The sequence below is a fragment of the Streptomyces monomycini genome (assembly GCF_022271435.1).
Taxonomy (GTDB): Bacteria; Actinomycetota; Actinomycetes; order Streptomycetales; family Streptomycetaceae; genus Streptomyces; species Streptomyces monomycini.
Window position 1 is genome coordinate 79,996 of record NZ_JAFIQY010000009.1, and the last position, 21,152, is coordinate 101,147.

A 21,152-nucleotide genomic window follows, 5' to 3' on the forward strand; every position below is an offset into this window, starting at 1 on the left:
GACGGCGGCGGATACGGACGGCGGCCGTCCGGTCCGTACACCGCACGGACCGGACGGCGCCGCCACCCCCGTAGGAGGGGCGATCGGGGGTACGGTCTCGGGAGGAACCGGGCTGTGCCACAGGGGATTTCGTGGGGATCGAGAGCGACCAGCTGGTCTTTGACTATCTGAGCCGGGTCGGTGATCTGGCCCAGCAGCGCGGGCTGTCCTCCGGGGCGCGGATGCGCCTGGTGGCCGAGCTGCGGGCCCAGGTGGACGCGGCGAAGCAGGACACGGTGCCCGGGGTGAGACGCGTGCTGTCCCGGCTCGGTACGCCCGAGGCGGTGGTGACGGCGGCGGGTGGCGGCGGCGCGCCCGCTCCGGGGACGCCGCAGGCCGCGGCGGAACCGCCGGCGCGGCCGGGCCTGCGCGACAAGCTGGGCGGGGCCGCTCGCCGCTTCGGCACGGGCGGCACTACGGGCGACGGTACGGGCGTACCCGGTGGGACGAGCGGGGCGGCCCCCGTGCCCCAGGACACCGGCCCGGCCAAGGGCACCGGCCCCGCCAAGGGCACCGGCCTGCCGGGCCTGTCCGGCCTCGGCGAAGGGCTGCGCGGCCTGGCCGGAAAGGTCCCCGCGCCGCGCGACGGCAAGCGCCGCTCCCCCCGCACCCGGGAACCGGAACCGCCGCCGACCGCCTCCCCGCCGCACCTCGCCGGCTTCGACGAGCTGGGCGACAGCACCGTCGCCTTCGGTGAGGGCGCCGACGAGCCCGACTGGTGGCGCGTGGAGGAGGACGGCCCGTTCGGTCCGTACGGGGGGCCGTACGAGCCCAGCGAGACGGTGCCCGGCTTCGTCGGCGGCATCGAGATCCCCGAGATCCGCGAGCGCCCGCCGGGCGAGCGGAAGGACGGCCCGCTGTCCCTGGAGAAGGACGGTCGGGACGGCGACGAGGACGGGGAAGCGGGCGACGCCGACGACGAGGACAGGGGCGGGGAGCACGGTGAGGAGGCGGCCGAGGCGCCGCGTACCGGCGTGCTGCCCCGGGTGCTGCCGCGCGTCCTCGCGTGGCGCCGTCGGTCGGCCGCGCCGGAGCCGTACGCCGAGGAGCCCGAGCCGGTGGAGTACGTCCAGGCCGCGCGGCCGCCGCTCAGCCCGGTCCTGCTGCTGGCCGTGCTGTTGCTGGTGGCGGGCGCGGTGCTGGGGTCCTGGCTGGCGCTCGCGGGCGGCTGGGGTCTCGCGTACACCTCCCGGCGGCTGCCGCGCGGCGAGGCGAAGTTCGCGGCGCTCGGGGTGCCGGGGGTGGTCGTCGGCGGGCTGGTGCTGTGGCTGTGGGGCCGCGTGGACCGGTGGTGGGGTGAGTCGATCCCCGACGGGCAGTTGGGGCACGAGCTGACCGGGATGCTGCCGGTGATGGTCCGGATCGCGGCCGTCGCCTCCGCCCTGTTCCTGGTGTGGCGGATGAGGCGACAGCCGCGCTGAGGGGCTACGGGGGCGGGCGGGCCGTACGAGATCCGGCCCGCCCGCCTGCCCGACCACCGCCTGCCTCGCCGCCTACTTCTTCGCCAGCCTCGCCTGAAGCTGAGACAGGATCTTGTCGGCCGCCGTGTAACCGATGCCCTGGATCCACAGCTCGTCGTCTACACGGAAGATCCGGCCGTTCTTGGCGGCCTTCATGTTCTTCCACAGCGCGCCGCCGGTGACCTGCGTCTCCTTGGACTTCTCCGGGCTGCCGTACGCCGAGTAGAAGACCGCGTCCGCGTCGGCCCGGTTGATCTGCTCCGCGCCGACCTCGGTCATCATGCCGTCCGGTGCGTCCTGCACCACGCTGGTCGGGCCGGTGCCGACGTCGTTCAGGATCGTGCCGATGTAGCTGCGGCAGCCGTATATGCGGGTGTCGGCGCCCTCGACGAAACGGACGACGTTGGTGGTGGTGCGCTTCGCGGCCGCGGACCCGCCGAGCGCCGCGGTGACCCGCCGGGCGTGTGCCTCGTACGCGGCGACCGCCCGTTTCGCCTCGGGGATCTTGCCCAGCGCGTCGGCGTGGGTGGCGAAGTTCTGCTTCCACGGGTAGCCGGTGGTCTCCGTCATGACCGTGGGCGCGATGGCCTTCAGCTGCGCGTACCGCCCGCCGTCGCGGACCTTGCTGGTGAGGATCAGGTCGGGTTCGAGGGCGGCGACCGCCTCCAGGTTGGGCGCGCCGATCTTGCCGACGTCCTTGATGCCCGCGAGCTTGTCCTTCGGCAGGTAGCCCAGGAAGCCGCCGGCCACGTCGGTACGGGTGGCGCCGACCGGCCGGACCCCGAGCGTGATCGCGGAGTCCAGCTCCGCGGTGTCCAGCACCACCACCCGCTGCGGTGCGTCGGGCACCTCCACCTCGCCCTGCGCCGTACGCACCGTGTGCCGCCCCGTGCCGGACGCGGGCCGCGCCCAGGTGGTGGCGGGCTGGGCCGGGCAGTCGGCCGCCTCGGCCGAAGAGCCGGAGCCGCCGGAACCACCCGTACCGGATGATCCGGACGATCCCCCCGAACCGCAGGCAGTCAGCACCAGGGAAGCGGCCACGGAAGCGGCCAGGGCGGAGGTCACGGCGAGCGCGGTACGGCGACACCCGGCCCGCGGGACCGGACGGGGGACTGCGGGAAGCGGCATGACAGGCCCTTTCGGCTGGGCCGGCCGTCCGGCCGGCGAGCGGCTACGGCGGGGTTACCCGCGCCCGGGCCCGGCAACCGCCCCGCCCGGAGCCTGCCAAGGCCGCCCCGGCACCACCAGGGGTGAGCCCGTCACCGGGTCCGGTACCACCACCGACTCCAGCCCGAACACCTCGCGCACCAAGTGCGCCGTGACGACCGCCGCCGGGCGCCCCTGCGCCACGATGCGCCCTTGCTTCATCGCCACCAGGTGGTCGGCGTAGCGCGCGGCCTGGTTGAGGTCGTGCAGGACGGCGACGACGGTGCGCCCCCGGTCGTGGTTGAGCTGCCGGATCAGGTCCAGCACCTCGACCTGGTGCGCGATGTCGAGGTAGGTCGTCGGCTCGTCCAGGAGCAGCAGCCCGGTCTCCTGCGCGAGCGCCATCGCGATCCACACGCGCTGCCGCTGCCCGCCGGACAGCTCGTCCACCGCCCGCCCGGCCAGCTCCGTCACGTCCGTACGGTACATGGCCTCCGCGACGGCCCGCTCGTCGGCCTCGGACCACTGCCGCCACCAGTGCTGGTGCGGCTGGCGGCCACGGGAGACCAGGTCGGCGACGGTGATCGCCTCGGGCGCGACCGGGGACTGCGGCAGCAACCCCACCGACCGGGCGATCTTCCTGGTGGGGAGGCGGGCCAGGTCCGTACCGTCCAGCAGGACCGCACCGCGCCGCGGCCTGAGCAGCCGGCCCAGCGCCCGCAGCAGCGTGGACTTGCCGCACGCGTTGGGGCCGACGACGACGGTGACCGCGCCGTGCGGGATGTCGAGGTCGAGTCCGTCGACGACGGTGCGGTCCTCGTAGGCGAGCGTCAGATCCCGCGCCGTGAGACGGCTGACGGCGGAAACCGTTTCCCCAGCTCCCTCGCCACTCCCACTGCCTCCGCCCTCACTCACGCGCGTCCTCCCACGGCCCGGCTGCGGATGATCAGTCGGATCAGGTACGGGGCGCCGACAGCCGCGGTCAGCACCCCCACCGGCAGTTCGGTCGGCGCGAAGAGCGTGCGGGCCAGCAGGTCGCCGAGAACGACGACGACCGCGCCGAGCAGCGCCGAGCACAGCAGCGGGATCTGTGCCGTACGGGTCAGGCGGCGGGCGCTCTGCGGGGCGAGCAGTGCCACGAAGTCGACCGGCCCGGCTGCGCCGGTCGCCATCGCCGCCGGCACCACGCCGAGCGCGGCCAGGCCGAGACGGGTGCGGTTCAGCCGTACGCCGAGGGCGGTCGCGGTGTCGTCGTCCATCGTGACGCTGCGCTGGGCGCGGGCCGCCCACAGGACGGCGGGCAGCAGCGCCGCCAGCGCCCAGCCGAGCGGCGCGGCCTCGGCCCAGCCGCGCCCGTTGAGCGAGCCGGTCAGCCACACCTGCGCCTGCTGGGCCGTGGTGTAGTCGCCCTTGGTGAGGAACAGCTGGGTGACCGAGCGCAGCGCCACGGCGAAACCGATGCCGATCAGGACGAAGCGAGTGGCGTGCAGGCCGCCGCGCCAGGCGAAGACGTACACGAGGGCGGCGGCGAGGACGCCGCCGGCGACCGACAGGTAGGGCAGGACGGCGTACGAGGTGATGCCGTACGTCATGGCGCCCACAGTCAGCGCGCTCGCGCCCTGGGTGATGCCGATGACGTCGGGGCTGGCGAGCGGGTTGCGGGCCACGGTCTGGATCAGCGCGCCCGCCACCCCGAAGGCGGCGCCGGTCAGCAGCCCGACCACCATCCGGGGCAGCCGCAGCGTCCCGACGACCAGCCTGGCGGACGACGGCTGCCCGAAGGCGGCCTTCAGGGCCTCCCCGGGGGCCACGAAGGACGCGCCGACGCACAGGTACGCCAGGCAGACGGCGGCGAGGAGGACGGCGAGCACCCTGGCGACGGCCGCCGCCCGCCGGTGCACGAGGAAGGAGCCGCGCCCGGCCCGCACCAGGCCGTACCCGGCGGGCCGCGTACGGCCGTGCCGTACCGCGGTGCCGGGGCCGGTGGCCGGTGCCGTCATGCGGGCACCGCCTTCCGCCGTACGAGGACGACCAGGAACGGGACGCCGATCAGCGCCGTCATGACGCCCGCCGGCACCTCGGACGGCGGGAACAGCACGCGTCCGACGGTGTCCGAGACCAGCACGACGACCGGGCCGAGCAGCGCGGCCATCGGCAGCAGCCGGCGGTGGCCGCCGCCCACCAGAGCGCGGGCGAGGTGCGGTACGGCCAGGCCGACGAAGGCGATCGGCCCGGCGGCCGCGACGCCCGCGCCGGTCAGTACGGTCGCGCCGAGCCCGGCCACGACACGTACCGCGGCGACGTTCTGCCCGAGCCCTTCGGCCACGTCGTCACCGAGCGCCAGGGCGTCCAGGCCGCGTGCGGCGGACAGCACGAGCACCGCGCCCACCAGCAGGAACGGCCAGATCCGCGCGGCGACCTCGCTGTCCCGGCCGGTCAGCGAGCCGACCTGCCAGAACCGGAACTCGTCCAGCGCCGCGGCCTTCGTCGTCAGCACCGCCATCGTCACCGCGACGAGCAGCGCGTTGACCGCCGCCCCGGACAGCGCGAGCTTCACCGGCGTCGCGCCGCCCCGCCCGGCGGCCGCGATCGCGTACCCGGCGACCGCGGCGGCCCCGGCGCCCGCGAAGGCGAACCAGACGTACCCGCCGAGGGTGTGCACCCCCAGGAAGGACAGCGCGAGGACCACGCCCACCGAGGCACCCTGGCTGATGCCGAGGACACCCGGGTCGGCGATGGGGTTACGGGTGACGCCCTGCATGGCCGTGCCCGCCAGGGCGAGCGCGGCGCCCACCAGCAGGCCGATCAGCGTGCGGGGCAGCCGCAGGAAGCGCACCACCTGCGCGGCGTCGCCGTCCCCGCCGTGCAGCAGCGCGTCGAACACCTCGGAGGGGGGCAGCTGGCGGCTGCCGACCGCGAGCGAGAGGAACACCGCCAGCAGCAGGGCGAGCACCGCCGCCGTCCAGCCGACGCGGCGTCTCGTCAGAAGGGCTCTGGGCCTGCGGGAATGGACAGCCGGCATCGGTTCCCTTCGCGGAAGCGTCGAGGGGTGCGCGCGGGCGGGGCGGAGCCAGGAGGGGCCAGTGTAGGCCCGGTCTGTCACGGTCATCGGCCACAATGGCCACCATGGCTTCGCACACCCCGGTACCCGATCCCACGGTCGCCACGGCCTCGCGGCAGCTCACGGTGGGTTTCGACCTGGACATGACGCTGATCGACTCCCGCCCCGGCATCAAGGCGGCCTACCAGGCGCTGTCCGCCGCGACGGGCACGTACGTCGACGCGGACGCGGCGATCACCCGGCTCGGGCCGCCGCTGGAGCAGGAGATCCGCCGGTGGTTCCCCGAGGAGCGGGTCGCGGAGGTCAGCGACCTGTACCGCGACCTGTACCCGGCCCACGCGATCACCGGGACGCTCGCGATGCCGGGCGCCCGTGAGGCGGTGGCCGCCGTCCAGCGCCACGGTGGGCGGGCGATCGTGGTCACCGCGAAGTACGAGCCCAACGCCAAGCTGCACCTGGACCACCTGGACATCGGCGCGGACGCCGTCATCGGCTCGCTGTGGGCCGAGGCCAAGGCCGAGGCGCTGCGCGCGCACGGCGCGTCCGTCTACGTCGGTGACCACACCGGCGACGTACGCGGTGCGCAGACCGCCGACGCGCTGTCCGTCGCCGTGGCCACCGGGCCGTGCGACGCGGACGAACTGCGCGCGGCCGGCGCCAACGTCCTCCTCGACGACCTGACCGGCTTCCCGGCCTGGCTGGAGGAGTACGTGGCGGAGCGGACGCGGCGCAGCGTGTGACCCGGTGAGGCGCCGGTGCCTACGCCGTGGAGGACTTCGCCTGCCGGCGCTGCGCCGCGACGGAACGCAGCACTCCGGCTCCGGCGATGAGGAACCCGGCCCCCATCAGCATGCAGACCCAGTAGAAGACGGACGGCAGCGGATCGGCCCCCACGAACAACGGGGTCACGGTGGCGAGAGTGGCCACCGCGCCAATCAGGAAAACAATCGCGCCGATCCGGACCAGCAGATCCCCGGCCTGGGGAGTTTCGTCAGACACACGACCAGGGTAAGTCCGGGCCAGAAGCGCGGAGGAACCACCCGGCGACGTCTTGTCACCGGGCACCGGACCATTAGCCTTGGGGGGTGGCGGGTCCGGTGGCCCGCTGCACTGCTATCCAGAGCTGTTTTTCCCGCAGACAACGCGCAGAACGCAGTAACCAGACCCCAGTGGTTTTCCGACGAGTACGAGGACGAGGACAGACGTGCCTACCGGCAAGGTCAAGTGGTTCAACAGCGAGAAGGGCTTCGGCTTTCTCTCCCGCGACGACGGCGGTGACGTCTTCGTGCACTCGTCGGTGCTGCCCGACGGCGTGGACGCACTCAAGCCGGGCCAGCGCGTCGAGTTCGGCGTAGTGGCCGGCCAGCGCGGTGACCAGGCGCTTTCGGTGACGATCCTCGACCCCGCGCCGTCGGTGGCGGCGGCCCAGCGCCGCAAGCCGGACGAGCTGGCGTCGATCGTGCAGGACCTCACCACGCTGCTGGAGAGCGTCACCCAGCAGCTGGAGCGCGGCCGCTACCCCGACAAGGCGCACGGCGGGAAGATCGCGAACATGCTCCGGGCGGTCGCCGACCAGCTGGACGTCTGACGCCCGGCCGGCCGGGCACGGCCCGGTCAGCCGAAGTGGAGCGCATCACGGCCGAGGGGCGGTACGAGCCCCTCGGCCGCGGCGCGCGTGAGCAGCCCGCGCACGGCCGCGTAGCCGTCCTCGCCCAGGTCGGCGGTGAACTCGTTCACGTACAGGCCGATGTGCTGGTCGGCGACGGCCGGATCCATCTCCTGCGCGTGCTCCAGCACGTACGCGCGGGACGCCTCGGTGTCGTCCCAGGCCATCCGTACCGACTCGCGGGCCGCCGCGGCCAGCTCGCGCAGCCGCCCGGCGCCCAGCGAGCGCTTGGCGATGATCGCGCCCAGCGGGATCGGCAGGCCGGTCGTGCGCTCCCAGTGCTCGCCCATGTCGGCGAGGCAGTCGAGGCCGTAGTTCTGGTAGGTGAAGCGGGCCTCGTGGATGACCAGCCCGGCGTCCACCCGGCCGTCCCGTACGGCCGGCATGATCTCGTCGAACGGCAGCACCTTCACCTCGCCGACGCCGCCCGGCACCTCTTCCGCCGCCCACAGCCGGAACAGCAGGTACGCCGTCGACCGCTCGCTGGGCACCGCCACCGTCCTGCCGGCCAGGTCCTTGGCCTCGCCCGGCTCCCTGGTGAGCACCAGCGGCCCGCAGCCGCGCCCCAGCGCGCCGCCGCACGGCAGCAGCGCGTACTCCTCCAGCACCCACGGCAGCACCGCGTACGACACCTTCAGGATGTCCAGCTCGCCGCGCTCGGCCATGCCGTTGGTGATGTCGATGTCGGCGAAGGTGACGTCCAGCGCGGGGGCGCCCGGGACCTTGCCGTGCGCCCAGGCGTGGAAGACGAAGGTGTCGTTCGGGCACGGCGAGTAGGCGATCTTGAGCGGGTCGCTCATGGCGTCCTCCAGGAGGTCGGGGTCCCGGCCGCCGACAGGACGCGGGGGAGCGCGGCGCAGGCGGCGGAGAGCGCGCCGAGCGCGTCCCCGATGCGCCACGCGGCGCGGTCGCGCGGGCCGACGGGGTTGGAGACGGTACGGATTTCGAGCACCGGCAGGCCCTGCGCGGCGGCGGCCTCGGCGACCCCGAAGCCCTCCATCGCCTCGACGAGGGCGCGCGGGTGGCGCGCGGCGAGGCGCGCGGCGTGCTCCGCGCTGCCGGTCACGGTCGATGCGGTGAGCACCGTGCCGCGGGCGGCGCCGGTGGCCGCGGCGAGGGCCCGTACGAGGGCCGGCGGCGGGAGGTGGACGACGGTGCCGAAGCCGAGCTCGGTCACCGGAAGGAAGCCGTCCGGGGTCTCGGCGCCCAGGTCGGCGGCGACGATCGCGTCCGCGACGACCGCGGAACCCACCGGGGCACCGGGGCTGCCCGCGTCCGGACCGGGGGCGAAACCGCCACCGATTCCGGCGGAGATGACGAGGTCGTAACCGGCTCCGGCACAGATTCCGGCGGTCAGCGCGGTGGCCGTACCGGCGGCAGCGGCGGCCGGGCCGACCCCGGCGGCGAGCACGTCGAGCACCGCGCCGGCCTGCGCGTGCGGGGGCGGCGCGGACGTCCGTACCCGGTGCAGCGCGTAGCCGCCCGCGGGCAGCGCGACGATCTCCGCGCCGCCGTCGCAGGCTGCGGCGCCGTCACCGGTCACGCCGCCGTCACCGGCCACGCCCGCGACCACCGCGTCGCGCTCGGCCGCGACGGCGGTGACGACCAGGACACGCGTCACGGTCACCTCACCACCACCAGCCTCACGCGTACCTCAGCGGACTCAGGATTCCGCGCGTTCGAGCTTGACGTTCCACACGCCCGTGTACTTGCCGCCCTTGGTGGCCACGACGGACACCACGGTGGAATCGGCCAGGCTGCGGGTCTGCTGGTTGACGAAGAGCTGGTCCGCGCTGCCGACCACCTGGTACGTCTGCTTGCTGACGTTGGTGATCGGGCTGTTGTTGGACAGCGCGATCCAGCCGTCCTCCGCCACGTCCGGCTCGACACCGAGGCGCAGCTTCTCGCCCGGGTGCACGGTGAGCGTCTTCTTGGGCTCGGTGGTCAGGCACTTGGTGAACTCGGCCTGTGCCTTCTTGTCGCTGGCGGCCAGATCGCCGAGCACCTTGCCGTCGTCGTAGCAGGCGGCCTCGGCGGTCACGGTGTCCTTGCCGGCGGTCACCGTGGCGAGCGGAGTCGGCTTCTCACAGGCGGAGAGGGTGACGAGCCCCAGGGACACGGCACCGAGGGCGGCAGCGGCGCGGCGGCCAGTACCCCAAGAAGAGAACGCGGTCATGCGGGCAGGCTATCGGTCGGCCCCGGTCACGCCACACGAGGGTGGGGCGCGCCGTGCCGCGCCGCGCCCAGCAGGCCGCGTACGGCCAGCACCACGCCGGTCGCGACGAGCGCCGCGGCGACCGCCAGGCCCACCGTACCGTTCAGCGGCAGTCCGATCCCGACCGCGCCGCCGACCACCCAGGACAGCTGGAGCGCGGTCTCGGAACGGGCGAACGCCGAGGTACGGACCGACTCCGGCACGTCCCGCTGGATCACCGCGTCCAGCGACAGCTTCGCCAGCGCCTGGCACAGCCCCGCCGTCGCCGCCGCGGCCGTCACCACCACGATCGCCAGCACCGCGTAGAAGACCGCCGCGGTCACCGCCACGGCCAGCGCCAGCCCCAGCACCACTGCGATGATCAGCTCCGGCGCTCTGGCCCGCAGCCACGCGCCGAACGCCGTCCCCAGCGCGTTCCCCGCCCCCGCCGCCACCGCCACCAGACCCAGCGAGACCTGCGGCCCCAGCCCGCCCAGCGGATGCTCGCGCAGCAGGAACGCCAGGAAGAATGTCAGCAGGCCGGACAGGGACCGCAGCGCACAGTTCGCCTGGAGGCCGTGCAGCACGGACGGCCCGACCGTACGGAGCCCCGGCCGCCGCCCGCCCGCCAGCGCCTTCCCCGGCCGCTCGCCCGCCGCCTTCCCGAGCCCCGCACCGTCCTCGCCGGAGGCCAGCCGGGCCCGCCCCTCGCCCTTCGCCGAGTCCACCTTGTGCGGCAGCGAGAACGACAGGAACGTGCCCGCCACGAACACCGTGAACGCCCCGTAGAGCGGCCAGCTCGGCCCGATCAGATGCAGCGCGCCCCCCAGCGGCGCCGCCGCGCCCGTCGCCAGCAGCCCCGCGAGCGTCACCCGCGAATTGGCCTTCACCAACGAGATGCGGGGCGGCAGCAGGCGCGGCACGACGGCGCTCCGCACCACCCCGTACGCCTTCGAAGACACCAATACGCCCAACGCCGCCGGATACAGCTCCAGGCCCCCGCCCGCCACCGCGCCCGACATGGTCAGCGCCAGCAGCGCACGGGCCAGCATCGCCCCGGCCATCGCCGCCCGGCGGCCGTGCGGCACCCGGTCCAGCAGCGGCCCGATCACCGGCGCGAGCAGCGCGAACGGCGCCATCGTCACCGCCAGGTACAGCGCCACCCGGCCGCGCGCCTGGTCCGTCGGCACCGAGAAGAACACCGTCGAGGCCAGCGCCACCGTGATCAGCATGTCACCGGCCGAATTCACCGCGTGCAACTCGATCAGCTTGCCGAGACCCGACTCGCCCGCGCCGTGCGCGTGGGTGGCGCGCCGTATGCCACGCCCGGCCGCCGTGAACGGGCGGCGCAGCGCCCGCCCGGCGGCACGGCACACCCGGCCCGCTCCGCCGCCCTTCCGTTCCGGCCGCGTGGACGCCGTCGAGACCCGCGCGCCCTTGGGGACACGCGGGCCGGTGGAGATCCGCGAAGCCGTGGCGATCCGCGGGGTCCGGGCCGCCCTCGCCGTCCCCGACCTGGAGATCCGCGACGCCCGCGACATCCGCGGCAGCCTCGACTTCCTCGACGCCCGTCCGGCAGCCACGCAGCAATACTGCCCCAACTCGCCCGGGACATGGCTCTTTCCGGGCCCTGCCGCGCCGAGCCGCCCGGCCGCCGGACGCTGCCGATGACATTTGCCGCTCCCGGCGAGGGGTCGTACACCTTTGAAGGGGTAGCGTGTGTAGCGCGCCACCGGCGGTCGTTCTTGGCCGCGCGCCTTGCCGCGATCCCGCAGAATGGGTCGTAAGAGGTGCGCTCGACCGAGATGACCGGGCGCGGACGTCGACGCGGTCCCCAGGTCCGCTCCGCCCGCCCCGGCACGCCGGTCGTCCGGACAAGGACAGGACAGCTCCGGCTGGCGCACTCGTGAGACGGCGTGGAAGAGAGAATCGATTCTTGTGAGTGCTGCGATGCGAAGCCGTACCCCTGACCGCCTGTGCGCCGAGGCGGTCGACCTTGCCCGCGTGGCGGCCGAGGAGGCCGCGGCGCCCGGCACGGTCGGCGAGCACGTCGACGCCGTCGCGGACGGAGACCGCGTCGTCACGCACCTGTTCGAATGCAAGGAGCCCGGCTACCGGGGCTGGCGCTGGGCCGTCACGGTCGCCCGCGCGTCCCGGGCCAAACACGTCACCCTCGACGAGAGCGTCCTGCTGCCCGGCCCCGACGCGCTGCTGGCCCCCGAATGGGTGCCCTGGAGCGAGCGGCTGCGCCCCGGCGACATGGGCCCCGGCGACCTGCTCCCCACCGAGGCCGAGGATCTCCGGCTGGAGCCCGGCGCTGCTCCCCTGGGGGGAGCGGAGGACACGGGGACGGGTGGCGCGCAGGTCTCGCCCGGCGTCACCGAGCTGGCGGACGCGGAGGACGCCGACGTCGAGCCGGGGTCGCCTGCGGCTGCGCCCGCGACGACCTCCCGCGGCAGCATTGCGGCGGTCGCCGATGAGCTGGGCATGGGGCGCCCCCGGGTCCTGTCCCGCTACGGCCTGCACGCGGCGGCCGACCGCTGGGAAGAGGAGTACGGCCCCAAGACCGCCATGGCCCAGGCCGCCCCTGCCAACTGTGTCTCCTGCGGCTTCCTGGTGCCCCTGGCCGGGTCGCTCCGCCAGGCGTTCGGGATCTGCGGCAACGAGTTCGGGCCTGCGGACGGGCATGTCGTGTCGCTCGGGTACGGGTGTGGGGGGCATTCGGAGGCCGCCGTCATGCCGAGGCCTATGCGGCCGGCGGCTCCCGTTATTGACGAGAACGTTGTGGATCCGTTCACGTTGCGTCCTGACCGGACTGGGGGGTCTGTGGAGGACTCCGGACCGGCCGAAGAGTTTGGTCATAGCTGACCTGGTATCGGCGCTTTGCGCTGCGCGCTGCGCGCGCGGGTTTGTGGTTGACGTTTGGCTCGCATTGCTTGCGTTGGGGGGCGGGGGCGCGCAGGGGGCCAACTCCTCTGCACCGTGTACGTCACCCAGGGTGTGTTGGTGAACGAAGGCTCCCGGCTGCCTGCGGGGATGGCCCCCTACACGCCCCCTCCGGCCGGATTGGCGAGGCTGGGTCGGTGGGGGGAGTTTTTCGATCACCCGGGTGCCCGCCCTCCTGGGGGTGAGGCGCACGGGGTGGATGGCGGTAAGGCGGCTGTGCTGGCCTGGCCGTACGCCATGGGCTCGGGCATGGCTTGGCTTGGCTTGTGAAAAGCCCAGCCCGATCGCTCCGATAGTCGCCGGACGGCCAGGGCTCGGGGGTACGCAGGGGTCTCCCCGCAGGCAGTCCGCACGCTGACCGACGGGCCAATTCACTGAAGCTAAAGGATGCTGAGGAGTGACCCCGGAGTGCCCCCGAGCCCCCACCCACCGGGCCTATTGCGCAGGACGCGCGTACCGTACCGAGTGCGCTGAGGTGCGTGAAAAGCCCAGCCCGGTCGCTCGGAAAGCTCCTCGCCCACCGAACCCCTCCCGCAAGACGCGCGCCCAAAGGGCGCATCGCACCCCCATGCCCCACCTCCGCCCCCCACCGGGTAGAAAGTGGAGTTCGGCATCGCGAGGAACGGGAGAGAACGTGAGCGAAGCGGCAGAGGCAGATCCGTTCGGGACGGCTCGGCTGCGGCGGGGGGTGCTCGATGCCTGGGCGGCCTCGCCTGCCCGGTTCCGGGAGGATGCGAACGCCGAGGAGGATCTCGCGCTCGGCGGATATCGGGACCGGCTCGCCGTGGAGCTGGCGCAGAACGCTTCGGACGCCGCGGGCCGCGCCGGGGTGACCGGGCGGCTGCGCCTGACCCTGCACCCGGCCCGGGGCGGTGAGCCCGCCGTGCTGGTCGCCTCCAACACCGGTGCCCCCATCGACGCCACCGGCGTCGAATCGCTGGCCACGCTGCGCGCGTCCGCGAAGCGGGAGACCGAGGCGGCGGTTTCCGTCGGCCGGTTCGGTGTGGGGTTCTCGGCGGTGCTCGCGGTCAGTGACGAGCCCGCGCTGGTCGGCCGTACGGGCGGTGTCCGCTGGTCGCTGGCGGAGGCGCGGGAGCTGGCGAGTCAGGTGGCGGCGCACAGTCCCGGCCTGGGGGGTGAGCTGCGGCGCCGTGATGGCCACGTACCGCTGTTGCGGCTGCCGCTGCCCGCGGAGGGCTCCGCGCCGCAGGGGTACGACACGTCCGTCGTGCTGCCGCTGCGCGACGGTGCCGCGCACGAGCTGACGGTGCGCCTGCTGGCCGGGATCGATGCCGCGTTGCTGCTGACGCTGCCGGGGCTGGCCGAGGTCGTCGTGGAGACTCCGGACGGTGTGCGGGAGATGACGCGGCGCCAGGAGGGCGCGTACGTCGTCATCGAGGACAGTGAGCGGGGCGTCTCGCGCTGGCGGGTCGTGAGCGAGAGCGGCGCGCTGGAGCCGGAGCTGCTGGCGGACCGTCCGGTGGAGGAGCGGCTGCGTCCGCACTGGGCGGTGACGTGGGCGGTCCCGGTGGACGAGGAGGGCGCGCCGGTGCGCCCGGCGACCGCGCCGGTCGTGCACGCGCCGACGCCGACCGAGGAGCCGCAGGGGCTGCCGGGGCTGTTGATCGCTTCGTTCCCGTTGGAGCCGACGCGGCGGCATGTGGCGCCCGGGGCGCTGACCGGCTATCTCGTGCGGCGCGCCGCGGAGGCGTACGCGTCGCTGCTGGCCGGCTGGCAGCCGGTGTCGGCGGGGACGATCGATCTCGTACCGGGGCCGCTGGGCAAGGGGGAGCTGGACAACGAGCTGCGGCGGCAGGTGCTGGAGCTGTTGCCGCGGGTGCGGTTCCTGCCGAGTGCGGCGGCGCCTGCCACGGGCGTGGAGCTGTCGCTGGAGGCGGTGCCGAAGTCGGCGGGGCCTGACGAGCTGGCTCCGGGTGAGGGCGGCGGCTGGGGTGGTGCGCGGGGCGAGGAGGACGCGTACGTGCTGCGGCCGGTGGACGCCGAGCTGGTCGAAGGGGCCGGGGCGGACACCGTTCGGGTGCTGGCGGAGCTGTTTCCGAGCCTGCTGCCCGCCGGGCTGGAGCGGAGGTCCGAGCTGCGGGCGCTGGGGGTGGCCCGGGTGCCGCTGGGTGAGGTCGTGGACCGGCTGGCGGGCGTGGAGCGGTCGCCGGCGTGGTGGTGGCGGCTGTACGACTCACTGGCCGGTACGGATCCGGAGCGGCTGAGCGGGCTGCCGGTGCCGCTGGCCGGGTCCGCCGGTGAGGACGGGCGGACGGCGCGGACCACGATCGGGCCGCGGCAGGTGCTGTTGCCGTTGCCGGACGGTGACGGCGGCGGCGCCGCCGAGCGGCATGCGACGCTGGCCCGGCTGGGGCTGAAGGTCGCGCATCCGGAGGCCGTGCATCCGCTGCTGGAGAAGCTGGGCGCCACCCCGGCCGCGCCGCGCGCCGTGCTGACGACGCCGCAGGTGCGGGCGGCCGTCGCGGGCTCCCTGGACGCGGCGGAGGACGACTACGCCTTCGGATTCGACGGCGAGCCGGCCGGGCTCGGCGGTGAGGAGCTGGCGGAGGCCGTGCTCGGTCTCGTGCGGGACGCGCACCTGGCGCCCGGTGACGAGCCGTGGCTGGCCGCGCTCGCGCTGCCGGACGAGGACGGTGAGTCGGCACCGGCGGGTGAACTGGTACTGCCCGGGAGCGATTTCGAGCGGGTCATCCGGGAGGGTGAACTCGCGGCGGTCGACGCCGGGTTCGCGGAGCGTTGGGGGGAGCAGCCGCTGACCGCCGTGGGCGTGCTGGCGGGCTTCGCCCTCGTGCGGGCGCAGGACGTGGTGCTGGACCCGGACGAGCTGGAGCCGCGCGACGGCGACTTCACCGAGCCGGACGACGCCGGTGTGCTGGACGCCGTGGACGTGTGGTGCGAGGACATCCTGGACGGGCTGCCGGAGACCCCGGTGCCGCCGGTCGCGACGGAGCTGGTGGCCGTACGGGACCTGGACCTGGTGGACGACGACGCGTGGCCGCAGGCGCTGGCGATGCTGTCGCGGCCGCCGCTGCGGGACGCGCTGACCGCGCCCGTACGGGTGCTGCTGCCGGACGGCACGACCGAGTCGGTGCGCCCGTACACGGCGTGGTGGCTGCGCGGGCACCCGGTGCTGGACGGCCGCCGGCCGGCCGGTCTGCGGGCCGCGGGCGGCGATCCGCTGCTGGCGGGGCTGTACGAGTCGGCGGACGCGGGCGAGGTGGACGCGCAGGTGCTGCGCGCCCTCGGGGTGCGGACCACCGCGGCGGCGCTCCTGGAGGAGCCGGGCGGCGCCGCCGAGCTGCTGGCCCGCCTCGCGGACCCGGAGCACGAGGTGGGCTCCGCGCAGCTGCACGCGCTGTACGGGGTGCTGGCGGACCTGGACCCCGAGCAGGTGACGATCCCGGACGAGCTGCGGGTCGTGGTGGACGGCGAGGTACGGGTCGTGGACGCGGCGGAGGCGGTGGTCGCGGACGCGCCGGACCTGATGCCGCTGGCCGCCGGGCTGCCCCTGCTGCCGGTCCGTCCCGCGCGCGCCGCCGAGCTGGCGGAACTGTTCCAGGTGCGGCGGCTGAGCGAGGTCTTCGCGGCGCCGGTGTCCTCGGAGGGCGGCCGGCACGAGGTTCCGGAGCCGGTCCGTACGCTGCTGGGCCCGGACACGCCGCGCTCGTACGTCGAGCACGAGGAGCTGACCGTCGAGGACGGCACCGAACTCGACTGGCGCTGGACGCCGGACGGCACGCTGCACGCGGCGACCCTGGAGGGCGTCGCGGCGGGGCTCGCCTGGGCCGCCGGCCAGTGGCCCCGCCGCTTCGAGGCGGCGGCGCTCCTGGAGGACCTGGACCGTGCGGAGGAGCTGGCGGAGGCCCGCTGGTTCGACTGAGGCCGTCCCGGGGCGGGGCGGGCGGGCTGCGGTGACGCGGTCGGCCCGCCCCGTTCCGCGTGTCCGGAAAAGCCAGAAAAAGCGTCGGCGGAGCCGGCTACGCCGGGAAGCGTCGGCCGATGATCCGCCACGCGACTTCGAGCAGGATCGCGGCCGCTGCGGCGATGCCCACGGCGGCCCACGGCATCGTCGTGCCGACGAGTTTGAGGTCGAAGAAGTTCTGGAGCCAGGGGACGACGAGCACGATCAGGAAGCCCAGGCCCATCGCCAGGACGAGGCCGACGCGCCACCAGGTGTACGGGCGGGCGATGATCGCCAGGACCCACATGGCGCTGAGGAAGAGGGTCAGGGTGGCGGCGCTGGTCTCGGCGGGGAGGGCGTCCGGGCCGCTGTAGTGGCTGCGGGCCAGGAGGTAGGTGGCGAAGGCGGCGAGGCCGACGATCAGGCCGGAGGGGACCGCGTAGCGCATGACCCGCCGGACGAAGTGCGGTTTCGCGCGCTCCTTGTTGGGGGCGAGGGCGAGGAAGAAGGCGGGGACGCCGATGGTGAGGGTGGACAGCAGGGTGAGGTGCCGCGGCAGGTAGGGGTACGGGATCTGGCAGCAGGCGACGAGGATCGCGAGCAGGACCGAGTAGACGGTCTTGGTGAGGAAGAGGGTGGCTACGCGGGTGATGTTGCCGATCACCCGGCGGCCCTCGGCGACGACGGACGGCAGTGTCGCGAAGCTGTTGTTGAGCAGCACGATCTGCGCGACGGCCTTGGTGGCCTCGCTGCCCGCGCCCATCGAGACGCCGATGTCCGCGTCCTTCAGGGCGAGGACGTCGTTGACGCCGTCGCCGGTCATGGCGACGATGCGGCCGCGCTTCTGGAGCGCTCCGACCATGTCCCGTTTCTGCTGCGGCGTGACGCGGCCGAACACCGCGCCCTCCTCCAGGACCTTGCCCATTTCGTCCGGGTCGCCGGGGAGTTTGCGGGCGTCGACGGGTGAGTCGGCGCCCGGCATGCCCAGTTTTCCGGCCACCGCGCCGACCGAGACGGCGTTGTCGCCGGAGATGACCTTCGCCTGGACGCCCTGTTCCTCGAAGTACCGCAGGGTGTCCATCGCGTCGGGGCGCAGCCGCTGTTCGAGGACGACGAGGGCGGTGGGGCGTACGTGGTCGGCGACGTCGGAGTCGTGCAGCTCGCGTTCGGCGCGGGCCAGCAGGAGGACGCGCAGGCCCTGGGCGTTGAGGTCGTCGACTTCCGAGAGCGCGTCGTCGCCGGAGGGCAGGAGGACGTCGGGGGCGCCGAGCAGCCAGGTGGTGCTGTCGCCGTCCGGGTTCTGAAGGGCCGCGCCGCTGTACTTGCGGGCGGAGGAGAAGGGCAGCGCGTCGGTGGAGCGCCAGCCGTCGCCGGCCGGGTAGGCGTCGATGATCGCCTGGAGGGAGGCGTTGGGGCGGGGGTCGGACGCGCCGAGGGCGCCGAGGACCTGCGCGATGTGGTCCTCGTCCGTACCGCCGAGCGGGCGCAGGTCGCTGACGTCCATGCCGCCTTCGGTCAGCGTGCCGGTCTTGTCCAGGCAGACGACGTCGACGCGGGCCAGGCCCTCGATCGCGGGCAGCTCCTGGACCAGGCACTTCTTGCGGCCGAGCCGGACGACGCCGATCGCGAAGGCCACGGAGGTGAGCAGGACCAGGCCCTCGGGGATCATCGGGACGATGCCGGCGACCATCCGGCGTACGGCCTCGTCGCCCGCCATGTTCAGCGTGAACAGGTGGCTGAGGATCAGGCCGGCGGCGGTCGGCACCATCATCCACGTCACGTACTTGAGGATCTGGCTGATGCCGGTGCGCAGCTCGGAGTGGACGAGGGTGAAGCGGGACGCCTCTTCGGCGAGCTGAGCGGCGTACGCCTCGCGCCCGACCTTCGTGGCGGTGAACGCGCCGCCGCCGGCGACCACGAAGCTGCCGGACATCACCTTCTCGCCGGGCTGCTTGACCACCGGGTCGGCCTCGCCGGTCAGCAGCGACTCGTCGATCTCCAGGCCGTCGCTCTCCAGCACCTCGCCGTCGACGATGACCTTGTCACCGGGGCCGAGTTCGATGACGTCGCCGAGGACGACCTCGGAGGTGGGGACCTCGGCGGCTTCGCCGTCGCGCCGTACGGTCGGCCTGGACTCGCCCATGACGGCGAGGCTGTCCAGGGTCTTCTTGGCGCGCAGCTCCTGGATGATGCCGATGCCGGTGTTGGCGACGATCACGAAGCCGAACAGGCCGTCCTGGATCGGGCCGACGATCAGGATGATCACGAACAGCACGCCGATGATGGCGTTGAAGCGGGTGAAGACGTTCGAGCGGACGATGTCGGCGGTGGAGCGCGAGGACCGTACGGGGACGTCGTTGACCTCGCCTCTGGCCACCCGCTCGGCGACCTCGGCGGCGCTCAGGCCGCGGTGGGCCGGTTCGGCGGCCTGCTCGCGGCCTCCGGCTTCGGTCTTCGCCCGCTGAGTCATGCCTTCGACGTTACGGGCGGAACGGGCGATTCACCCGCTGGATACGCACAGGAAGGTGGTGGGAGTTGTTGGAGGGGCGCGCGTCAACCGTAGGGGGTCGGGATGCGTCCACTATGGGGTGAAAATGTCCGCGGGGTGGGACGGCCGTCCGCGGCGCCGGAACGATGACCCGGCGTGCGTCGGCGGTTCAGCGCGCGTCCGCCGCCGCCCGCTCGGAGTCCGGGCCCGCTGCGGCCGCCGCGCGCTTGATGGCGGCGTCGCGCTTGCGGACGTACCAGATGCCGAGGATGCCGAGGCTGCCGCCGGCCAGGCAGGTCCACACCCACCAGGTGCGGTCGTGGTCGGCGAACCAGCCGTAGAAGGGGAGCTGGGCCAGGAAGAGCACGAACCAGATGACGGTGCCGCCGGTGATCGTGCCGACGACGGGGCCCTCAAGAGGCTCCGGGGCCTCGCGCAGTTCGGACTTCTTCCACATGGGGCCAGCTTACGGGCAGCCACCGACAGAGCCGGTGCAAGGCCGGTGCAAGGCCGGTCACGGCAGGACGGCCGGCGGGTGGCGCACCGGTCCGGTCGGCGGGAGGTGTCCGGCCTTGTCCCACCGGGGTCTACGCGCGGAGATAGCGATCACCGGCTTGTTTATTCATACTGAACCTATCCGGTTCTGACTGGTGTGATTCGTTGAATCCTCCAATCTGATCCGGCTTGTTCGTGTTCTGGGCCCGATCCGGGGCCCCCACGCCCTCCCAGGCCCGTACGACTGAGGTCCGCGCATGTCCCCCTCGGCCACCACGCCGGTCGACGCCGTCCAGAGCCCGGCCCCGCAGCAGCCCAAGAACGGTCTCGACCGGTTCTTCAAGATCTCCCAGCGGGGGTCCACGGTCTCCCGTGAGCTGCGCGGCGGTCTCGCCACCTTCTTCGCCATGGCGTACATCGTCGTGCTGAACCCGATCATCCTCGGCGCCGGCCAGGACAAGTTCGGGCACCAGCTGGACAACGGCCAGCTGGTCACCGCCACCGCGCTGATGGCCGGCCTGTCCACGCTCCTGATGGGCGTCATCGGCAACGTCCCGATCGCCGTCGCCGCCGGCCTCGGTATCAACGCCGTCGTCTCGCTCCAGCTCGCTCCCAGGATGAGCTGGCCGGACGCGATGGGCATGGTCGTGCTCGCCGGTCTGGTGCTGATGATCCTGGTCGCCTCCGGCCTGCGGCAACGCGTCATGGACGCGATCCCGAACGGGCTGCGGCGCGCCATCGCGATCGGCATCGGCCTGTTCATCTCGCTGGTCGGCCTGGTCGACGCGGGCTTCGTCAGCCGTAACCCGGACGCCGCGCACACCACCGTGCCGCTGGCACTGGGCCAGGGCGGTCAGCTCCAGGGCTGGCCGGTGCTGGTCTTCGTGGTCGGCCTGGCGCTGATGTTCCTGCTGACCGTGCGGAAGACCAAGGGCGCGATCCTGATCGGCATGGTCGTGATGGCGGTCGTCGCGATCATCATCAACGCGGTCGCGGAGATCCCGGACGCGAGCTGGGGCCTGGCGGTCCCGAACGTGCCGGACGGCATCGTCGGCACGCCGGACTTCGGCCTGGTCGGGCAGATCAGCCTGTTCGGCGGCTTCAAGGAGGTCGGCCTGCTGACCGGGTGCCTCTTCGTCTTCACCGTGCTGCTGTCCGGTTTCTTCGACGCGATGGGCACGATCATCGGCGTCGGCGAGGAGGCCGGACTGACCGACAAGGACGGCAACCTGCCCGGCATGGGCCGCATCCTGATGGTGGACGGCATCGCGGTCGCCGCGGGCGGCGTCGGTTCGGCGTCCGCCAACACCTGCTTCGTGGAGTCCACGGCGGGCGTCGGCGAGGGGGCCCGTACGGGGCTGGCGAACGTGGTGACCGGCGGGCTCTTCCTGCTGGCGCTGGTCTTCACGCCGCTGGCGACGGTCGTCCCGTCGCAGGCTGCGACGCCCGCGCTGCTGGTCGTCGGCTTCCTGATCATGTCGGCCAACGTCCGGGACATCGACTGGAGCGACTTCACGATCGCCGTTCCGGCGTTCCTGACGATCGTCTCGATGCCGTTCACGTACAGCATCACCAACGGCATCGGCATGGGCGTGCTGGCCTTCATCCTGCTGCGGACGGCGACCGGCCGCTTCAAGGAGATCCCGTGGCTGCTGAACGCCGTGGGGGCGGCCTTCCTCGTCTATTTCCTGCTCAACCCGATCGAGCAGGTGCTGGGCGCCCACTAGCGGGCGCC

General features: G+C 73.6%; 18 protein-coding genes. 7 read left to right on the forward strand and 11 right to left on the reverse strand.

What is annotated here, in order from left to right; all coding sequences use genetic code 11:
- Nucleotides 1-131: 131 nt before the first annotated feature.
- Nucleotides 132-1,460, forward strand: a complete 1,329-nt coding sequence (locus JXZ78_RS13785; protein ID WP_030022265.1) for a hypothetical protein — start codon at nt 132-134, stop codon at nt 1,458-1,460.
- A gap of 72 nt (nt 1,461-1,532) precedes the next feature.
- Here JXZ78_RS13785 and JXZ78_RS13790 read toward each other — a convergent pair whose 3' ends face one another.
- From JXZ78_RS13790 to JXZ78_RS13805, 4 genes are read right to left on the reverse strand one after another with little or no spacing between them, the layout of a single operon-like run.
- Entirely contained in the window at nt 1,533-2,627 is a 1,095-nt protein-coding gene (locus JXZ78_RS13790) for an ABC transporter substrate-binding protein (RefSeq protein ID WP_050502751.1), read from the reverse strand.
- A gap of 54 nt (nt 2,628-2,681) precedes the next feature.
- Complete coding sequence (locus JXZ78_RS13795) at nt 2,682-3,560, reverse strand: ABC transporter ATP-binding protein (protein ID WP_030022262.1); 879 nt, start codon at nt 3,558-3,560, stop codon at nt 2,682-2,684.
- Nucleotides 3,557-4,645, reverse strand: a complete 1,089-nt coding sequence (locus JXZ78_RS13800; RefSeq protein ID WP_030022257.1) for a FecCD family ABC transporter permease — start codon at nt 4,643-4,645, stop codon at nt 3,557-3,559. Before JXZ78_RS13800 ends, JXZ78_RS13795 begins: the two co-directional genes overlap by 4 nt.
- Nucleotides 4,642-5,667 (reverse strand): FecCD family ABC transporter permease, encoded by a 1,026-nt coding sequence (locus JXZ78_RS13805; RefSeq protein WP_030022256.1) that lies wholly within the window; start codon nt 5,665-5,667, stop codon nt 4,642-4,644. Before JXZ78_RS13805 ends, JXZ78_RS13800 begins: the two co-directional genes overlap by 4 nt.
- A 95-nt stretch (nt 5,668-5,762) precedes the next feature.
- On the opposite strand from JXZ78_RS13805, the gene JXZ78_RS13810 reads away from it, so the two are divergent.
- On the forward strand, nt 5,763-6,446 hold the full coding sequence (locus JXZ78_RS13810; protein WP_030022255.1) for an HAD family hydrolase: 684 nt from the start codon (nt 5,763-5,765) through the stop codon (nt 6,444-6,446).
- 19 nt (nt 6,447-6,465) lie between these two features.
- On the opposite strand, the gene JXZ78_RS13815 is transcribed toward JXZ78_RS13810, so the two are convergent.
- Nucleotides 6,466-6,705: a hypothetical protein gene (locus JXZ78_RS13815; protein ID WP_030022254.1), complete on the reverse strand. Its 240-nt coding sequence runs from the start codon at nt 6,703-6,705 to the stop codon at nt 6,466-6,468.
- 205 nt (nt 6,706-6,910) lie between these two features.
- Here JXZ78_RS13815 and JXZ78_RS40255 point away from each other — a divergent pair, with 205 nt between their 5' ends.
- The gene (locus JXZ78_RS40255) at nt 6,911-7,294 is read left to right on the forward strand and encodes a cold-shock protein (protein ID WP_030022252.1); all 384 of its coding nucleotides are present in this window, start codon (nt 6,911-6,913) and stop codon (nt 7,292-7,294) included.
- Nucleotides 7,295-7,320: 26 nt separating this feature from the next.
- Here the strand turns inward: JXZ78_RS40255 and JXZ78_RS13825 are convergent, their stop codons facing one another.
- Genes JXZ78_RS13825 through JXZ78_RS13840 form a run of 4 tightly spaced genes read right to left on the reverse strand, consistent with a single transcriptional unit; the run spans nt 7,321 to nt 10,942 of the window.
- The gene (locus JXZ78_RS13825) at nt 7,321-8,172 is read right to left on the reverse strand and encodes a 1,4-dihydroxy-6-naphtoate synthase (RefSeq protein ID WP_030022251.1); all 852 of its coding nucleotides are present in this window, start codon (nt 8,170-8,172) and stop codon (nt 7,321-7,323) included.
- On the reverse strand, nt 8,169-8,999 hold the full coding sequence (locus tag JXZ78_RS13830; protein ID WP_030022250.1) for a futalosine hydrolase: 831 nt from the start codon (nt 8,997-8,999) through the stop codon (nt 8,169-8,171). The genes JXZ78_RS13825 and JXZ78_RS13830 overlap by 4 nt, the downstream gene beginning before the upstream one ends.
- A gap of 36 nt (nt 9,000-9,035) precedes the next feature.
- A complete protein-coding gene (locus JXZ78_RS13835; protein ID WP_030022249.1) occupies nt 9,036-9,548 on the reverse strand; it encodes a hypothetical protein in 513 nt (170 codons plus the stop codon).
- 26 nt (nt 9,549-9,574) lie between these two features.
- Nucleotides 9,575-10,942, reverse strand: coding sequence for an MFS transporter (locus JXZ78_RS13840; RefSeq protein ID WP_050502750.1), 1,368 nt, complete (start codon nt 10,940-10,942; stop codon nt 9,575-9,577).
- A gap of 34 nt (nt 10,943-10,976) precedes the next feature.
- Here JXZ78_RS13840 and JXZ78_RS40745 point away from each other — a divergent pair, with 34 nt between their 5' ends.
- The 3 genes from JXZ78_RS40745 to JXZ78_RS13855 all read left to right on the forward strand — a co-directional run bounded on the left by JXZ78_RS40745 (nt 10,977) and on the right by JXZ78_RS13855 (nt 16,413).
- Nucleotides 10,977-11,237, forward strand: coding sequence for a hypothetical protein (locus tag JXZ78_RS40745; protein WP_238783091.1), 261 nt, complete (start codon nt 10,977-10,979; stop codon nt 11,235-11,237).
- Nucleotides 11,238-11,516: 279 nt separating this feature from the next.
- Nucleotides 11,517-12,434, forward strand: coding sequence for a DUF3027 domain-containing protein (locus JXZ78_RS13850; protein ID WP_030022247.1), 918 nt, complete (start codon nt 11,517-11,519; stop codon nt 12,432-12,434).
- Between the two features lie 712 nt (nt 12,435-13,146).
- Entirely contained in the window at nt 13,147-16,413 is a 3,267-nt protein-coding gene (locus JXZ78_RS13855) for a sacsin N-terminal ATP-binding-like domain-containing protein (RefSeq protein ID WP_372498420.1), read from the forward strand.
- A gap of 97 nt (nt 16,414-16,510) precedes the next feature.
- Here JXZ78_RS13855 and JXZ78_RS13860 read toward each other — a convergent pair whose 3' ends face one another.
- Nucleotides 16,511-18,904 (reverse strand): HAD-IC family P-type ATPase, encoded by a 2,394-nt coding sequence (locus tag JXZ78_RS13860; protein WP_030023601.1) that lies wholly within the window; start codon nt 18,902-18,904, stop codon nt 16,511-16,513.
- Nucleotides 18,905-19,091: 187 nt separating this feature from the next.
- Complete coding sequence (locus JXZ78_RS13865) at nt 19,092-19,379, reverse strand: DUF2530 domain-containing protein (RefSeq protein ID WP_030023602.1); 288 nt, start codon at nt 19,377-19,379, stop codon at nt 19,092-19,094.
- 295 nt (nt 19,380-19,674) lie between these two features.
- Here JXZ78_RS13865 and JXZ78_RS13870 point away from each other — a divergent pair, with 295 nt between their 5' ends.
- On the forward strand, nt 19,675-21,144 hold the full coding sequence (locus JXZ78_RS13870; protein ID WP_030023603.1) for an NCS2 family permease: 1,470 nt from the start codon (nt 19,675-19,677) through the stop codon (nt 21,142-21,144).
- The last annotated feature ends 8 nt before the right edge of the window (nt 21,145-21,152 follow it).